Below are 5340 nucleotides of genomic sequence, written 5' to 3'. Positions count from 1 at the left end.
TCGTCGCGACCAAAATGACCGTAGGCAGCAACATCTTGATAAAAACGGCCATTGCGTTCTTTTGGTAAATTCCGCAGGTTAAAGGTCGCGAGAATCCCCTCTGGACGCAATTCAAAGTGCTCTTCGATCAGCTCGAATAGTTGGTCGTCGCTAATAATGCCCGTGCCGAAGGTTTCGACTAAAATACTGACCGGGCTAGCAACCCCGATCGCATAACTGAGCTGCACTTCACACTTAGCAGCCAAACCCGCCGCGACAATATTCTTGGCGACGTGACGGCAAGCATATGCCGCCGATCGATCGACCTTGGTAGGATCTTTGCCAGAGAAGGCACCGCCACCATGACGGGAATAACCGCCATAGGTATCGACAATGATTTTCCTCCCTGTTAAACCAGCATCCCCTTGAGGGCCACCAATTACAAACTTACCCGTCGGGTTGACGAGGAAGTTGGTTTTGTCATCTGGTTTGACATCCAAGTCAGCGAAGACAGGTAAAACTACAAATTTCCACAGATCGGCTTTGATCTTGGCTTGAACGCCAAGATCGTCGCTAATCTCGCCAATTGCAGCGTCGTGTTGAGTCGAAATCAAAATGGTATCGATCGCTACTGGCACGCCATTCTTGTATTCAACGGTAACTTGAGTTTTTCCGTCGGGACGCAAATAGGGCAAATCCCCAGTCTTGCGGACAGCCGCCAAGCGACGGGCTAATCGGTGGGCTAACCCGATCGGTAATGGCATCAATTCGGATGTTTCGTTACAAGCATACCCGAACATGATCCCTTGGTCGCCCGCACCAGTTTGGTCGAAAATATCGGTGCTGTCATCAGTCCGATTTTCTTTAGCGGTATTGACGCCTTGGGCAATATCTGGCGATTGTTGATCTAGCGCAATCAGCACCGAAGCACTAGTTGCCGAAAAGCCATTATCGGCGTTTGTATAGCCAATTTCGGCAATTTTCTGGCGAGCTAGGTCGATATAATTAACAGTTGCTTTGGTCGTAATTTCACCAGTGATCAAGACTAGTCCGGTGTTGACGACCACCTCGGCTGCCACCCGACTATAGGGATCTTGAGCGAGCAGTGCGTCCAAAATCGTATCAGAGATCTGATCGCAGATTTTGTCAGGGTGACCTTCCGTCACGGATTCCGATGTAAAAAGATATCTACGAGACAAGGAAAAGTCCTCCTTTAGATGCTGGCTAAATGTTAGCCTATATATTTACACAATACCTGCAAATTAATCTAGAATTTTTTGATGATTCTGTAATTTGACGTAGTAGTTATGAGTACTAACTGGTATTTAATGTACAACAAAAGTGAACGCGGAGAATCAAAAAATTGTTGACGCTGGGAGTAAATATCGACCATGTAGCCACGATTCGGCAGGCTAGACGCACGATCGAACCCGATCCGATCGCGGCAGCGGTGTTGGCTGAATTGGCTGGTGCGGATGGCATTACAGCACATTTGCGCGAAGATCGTCGCCATATGCAGGATCGGGATATTCGACTGTTGCGCGAAACCGTCCGCACTCGCTTAAATCTAGAAATGGCAGCGACGGCGGAAATGGTTCAGATCGCGCTAGAGATTAAGCCTGACTATGTGACGCTGGTACCGGAAAAGCGGGAAGAGGTGACGACAGAAGGCGGATTGGATATCGCGGGACAACTCGATCGACTCAATCCGGTAGTCGATAAATTACAATCGGCAGGGATTCCCGTCAGCCTATTTATCGACCCAGAACCAGCACAGATTGACGCATCAGCGCAGATAAAAGCTAAATTTATCGAATTGCATACGGGACGATATGCGGAAGCCAGAACGCCGTTACAGGTGGAGCAGGAATTAGCGAATTTAGCCAAGGGCTGCGAACTGGCGATCGCGGCTGGTTTGCGCGTTAATGCCGGACACGGACTGACTTATTGGAATGTCCGCCCGATCGCCTGCTTGCCAGGGATGGAAGAATTAAATATCGGCCATAGTATCATCAGTCGATCGGTACTCGTCGGGATTGATCGAGCCATCCGCGAGATGAAAGCCGCCATGTTTGGAGTTAATTGCTAGTAATAATTTTGCAGCAGTAGCCCAAGTATCGTTAGAAAGAACCTAAGATTTAAAGCCGAAAGCCTAATACCTAAGAACATGCAAATCTATTATTATTTAGTTGCCAGTCAAAGATTCTTACGTGAGGAGGAATCTCTCGATGAAGTATTTGCCGAGCGCACTCGCAACTATCACGAACAGAAAAAAGAAATCGACTTTTGGTTTATCGATCGACCAGCTTTTTTGGATGCACCAGAATTAGCTAGTATCAAAGCTAAAATCCCCCAGCCAGCGACGGCAGTTGTCTCTACCAATAAACAGTTTATTACGTGGTTGAAGCTGCGGCTTGAATTTGTGGCGACAGGTGAATTTCCAGCACCATCGGCAACTATTCCCGATCCAATTGCCACTTTAGCAATAGCTTAAATTAGTTGATAGTTGGGTTACTATGGTGGGAGTTTAAACCCCTATTGTTTATTAAATTCCATAAGTATGGAACGATGTCATGAATTAAAGATCGGGTGGCAACAATTTTGGGCGGGGCGATCGATCGCGTCGCTAGATAGTCTTCAGCAACAAGAGATCGATCGGATCTTTCAACTCTTAATTGCTGCTTATACTCACCCCGATCGTCACTACCATAACCTCAATCATATTTACCATCTGCTAGCAATTATCCAACGGTTCGATCGGGAAAGTTCGCCAAATTCAGTGCATTTGCAAGATGCTAGTTCGGTAATTTTAGCCGCCTGGTTTCACGATTTTGTGTACGATCCGCAAGCTACGGATAATGAAATCCAAAGTGCCAAAGCTGCGACAGAATTACTAGCAAATTTGCACGTATCCCTCGATCTCGATCGGATCGAGCGGCTCATTTTGGCCACTCAAGGACATCAAATCGATCCCGACGATGCCGATCTGTGTATGTTTTTAGACGCGGATTTGGCGATTCTCGGTGCCGATCCGGTTCGCTATGCTGCTTATGTGCGATCGATTCGGCGGGAGTATGACTGGGTTGATGAGGCGTCTTACCGGACTGGACGCCGCCGAGTGTTGGTGAGTTTTCTCCAGCGAGATCGGCTTTACCATACCGATCTGCTGTTTGATGAATTAGAAGCGATCGCGCGGGTGAATCTCCAGCAAGAAATCAATTTACTGGAGGACAGTAGTGCTAGCTAGATCTCTAATTTAGCTGTTCGCCAATATTATTTCCATAAATATTCAATCGCCGATAATGTGGTTCCATACTAATCAAATCTTCAATGTTTCGATCAACCGTATCGCAAATTTTATCGAGTGGCAGATCGTTAGGATCGGTACCAAAGGGATTTTCAATTTCGACACCGATCGCTTCAATCCCAAATAAAGTGAAGCTCACCAGGGCGATAGCTGGTGCCGTCCACCATCGTAATTCTTCCACAATTTGAAAAGGTAATAACAAGCAATATAAGAATAATAATTGTTTGAGGTGAATCGCATAAGCCAGTGGCATCGGTGTCCGTAGAATCCGTTCGCACGCTCCCAACATATCGACCATATTGTTTAATAAAGTTTGCAATTCATTCATTTGATAGAGACTGATTTGCAATTGTTCGTGCTTGGCCTGAAGATAGTCACTAATCCAAAAAATGATCTCTAAAGGTGGATTAGTCGCCGTCTGGAGTTTACTAAACTGGAGCGTAGAGACTAAATCTGCTAATCGATCGTTAGCGGGTTGCGATCGCAAGTGTAATTTGGTAGCTACAGCAAATGCGACTAATAACTTAAGAGCTTGTTCTTTTTCTGGACGATGGCTCAGATCGGTTTCATCGATCGCCACCCAAATCAAGCGCGATAAGTTCCGAATATTATTGACAATATTCCCCCAAGCTTTACGGCCTTCCCAAAATCTTTCATAAGCCGTATTCGTCCGAAATACCAATAATAAACCGAGGACAATACTCGGAATCACTGCATCCAAGGATTTCGCAAACACCGGAATATTATAAAAATACAAAACTGAGACAAGTAGTCCAAATGCCCCACACCAAAACACTCGACTAAAAATATTTGGAATTACCGAACCCGTCATTTTCAAGTAGGTTGAAAATTTCTCGATCTGTTTCAAACTCATAATTCTCTAAATTTGGACTGCCACGATTGCCTCATCTATGGATTGTCTGTGGTTGCGATTTGACACATTGACAGCCATCTTGCCCATAATATCTGGTGAGCGACACTGTTTAGGGAATCGGCTCGACCACAATTTCTGCTGCTGGCGATTGTTGGTGCTTACCATCGATAAGGGCGCTGACTGTCATATCACCCATCACATTGATCGCCGTACGACAGCGATCGAGAAACCAGTCTACCGTAATCAGAATCGCGATATACTCCGTCGGCAACCCCACCGAGCTAAATACCAGCGTCATCGTCACCAACCCCGCCTCTGGTATCCCCGCAGCCCCCACCGATGCCACGATCGAAGTGAGCATCACCATCACCTGTTGGACGAGGCTGAGATTTTGCCCCAATACCTGGGAGATAAATAACGCCGACATCGCTTCATACAGTGCCGTCCCATCATTATTAAAGTTGCTCCCCACCAGCGCGCCTAATGAAGCCGAAGACTCGCGTAACCCGATTTTTTCAATCAATGCGCCAAAGGTAATCGGCATTGTCGCCGTCGAAGAAGCTGTCGAGAATGCGGTAATTAAAGCATCCGAACCACCTTGAATAAATCGTTGTGGCGATACCCAGGAACCAAATTTGACTCGCGTGAGATAGTAAGCAGCTTGCAGCAAGAGGGCGACAATAACTGCCAAAACAAACGAACCTAATGACTTAAATGGTGCAAATCCTTGGAGGGCAATTGTCTTCGCCACGATCCCAAATACGGCGATCGGCACTAAGGCAATCACCCAGTGTAAAATTCTAATCACCGCATCGAATAGTAATCCCGTTACCTGCTCGATCGCCAGATATTCATGTTGTCCCCGACTGATTTGTTCGGTCTTAATTGCTCTGAGGACGATCCCAAATGCTAGGCCGACAAATATCAACGAAATAACATTATTATCTACTAATGGTTTAACTACTGAATCGGGAATAATATCGGATATTAACCCCCACGGATCGAGTTGTTTGACTACTTCTTTTTTGCCTTCGGAAATTACCAAAGATTGGCCAGATGCGCCAGGACGCAAAACATTTGCGACACCTAAGCCGATCGCGATCGCGACCAATGTATTAGTAATTAATAAAATCGATAGCTTCCGGCCAGAATTACCAGGAATCTCAGCAGTCAAAAATGT

At 46.2% G+C, this 5340-nt stretch carries 6 protein-coding genes; 3 read left to right on the top strand and 3 right to left on the bottom strand.

The annotated features are described in order from the left end of the window. The coding region (gene metK / locus RMO27_RS00415; RefSeq protein ID WP_309727985.1) for a methionine adenosyltransferase at positions 1 to 1178 on the bottom strand (1178 nt) is incomplete at its 3' end. Between the two features lie 164 nt (positions 1179 to 1342). On the opposite strand from metK, the gene RMO27_RS00410 reads away from it, so the two are divergent. The 3 genes from RMO27_RS00410 to RMO27_RS00400 all read left to right on the top strand — a co-directional run bounded on the left by RMO27_RS00410 (position 1343) and on the right by RMO27_RS00400 (position 3226). Further along, positions 1343 to 2068, top strand: coding sequence for a pyridoxine 5'-phosphate synthase (locus tag RMO27_RS00410; RefSeq protein ID WP_309727983.1), 726 nt, complete (start codon positions 1343 to 1345; stop codon positions 2066 to 2068). A 78-nt stretch (positions 2069 to 2146) separates the two neighbouring features. Then, a complete protein-coding gene (locus RMO27_RS00405) occupies positions 2147 to 2473 on the top strand; it encodes an MgPME-cyclase complex family protein (protein ID WP_309727981.1) in 327 nt (108 codons plus the stop codon). Between the two features lie 66 nt (positions 2474 to 2539). Next, complete coding sequence (locus RMO27_RS00400) at positions 2540 to 3226, top strand: hypothetical protein (RefSeq protein WP_309727979.1); 687 nt, start codon at positions 2540 to 2542, stop codon at positions 3224 to 3226. A gap of 4 nt (positions 3227 to 3230) precedes the next feature. Here the strand turns inward: RMO27_RS00400 and RMO27_RS00395 are convergent, their stop codons facing one another. Next, positions 3231 to 4160: a bestrophin family ion channel gene (locus RMO27_RS00395; protein WP_309727977.1), complete on the bottom strand. Its 930-nt coding sequence runs from the start codon at positions 4158 to 4160 to the stop codon at positions 3231 to 3233. A gap of 109 nt (positions 4161 to 4269) precedes the next feature. After that, positions 4270 to 5340: dicarboxylate/amino acid:cation symporter (locus RMO27_RS00390; RefSeq protein WP_309727975.1), on the bottom strand; the 1071-nt coding region annotated here is incomplete at its 5' end.

Origin of the sequence: Chamaesiphon sp. OTE_75_metabat_556 (genome assembly GCF_031378165.1) — a bacterium.
In the GTDB taxonomy this organism is placed as follows: Bacteria; Cyanobacteriota; Cyanobacteriia; order Cyanobacteriales; family Chamaesiphonaceae; genus Chamaesiphon.
Note: the sequence above shows the minus strand (reverse complement) of the source record. Positions and strands in the feature narration are given on the sequence as shown.

What these genes read in the sequence shown, in the direction of transcription:
- RMO27_RS00400 (WP_309727979.1), top strand. Translation starts at nt 2,540, where the DNA reads ATGGAACGATGTCATGAATTAAAGATCGGGTGGCAACAATTTTGGGCG.
- RMO27_RS00395 (WP_309727977.1), bottom strand. Translation starts at nt 4,160, where the DNA reads ATGAGTTTGAAACAGATCGAGAAATTTTCAACCTACTTGAAAATGACG.
- RMO27_RS00405 (WP_309727981.1), top strand. Translation starts at nt 2,147, where the DNA reads ATGCAAATCTATTATTATTTAGTTGCCAGTCAAAGATTCTTACGTGAG.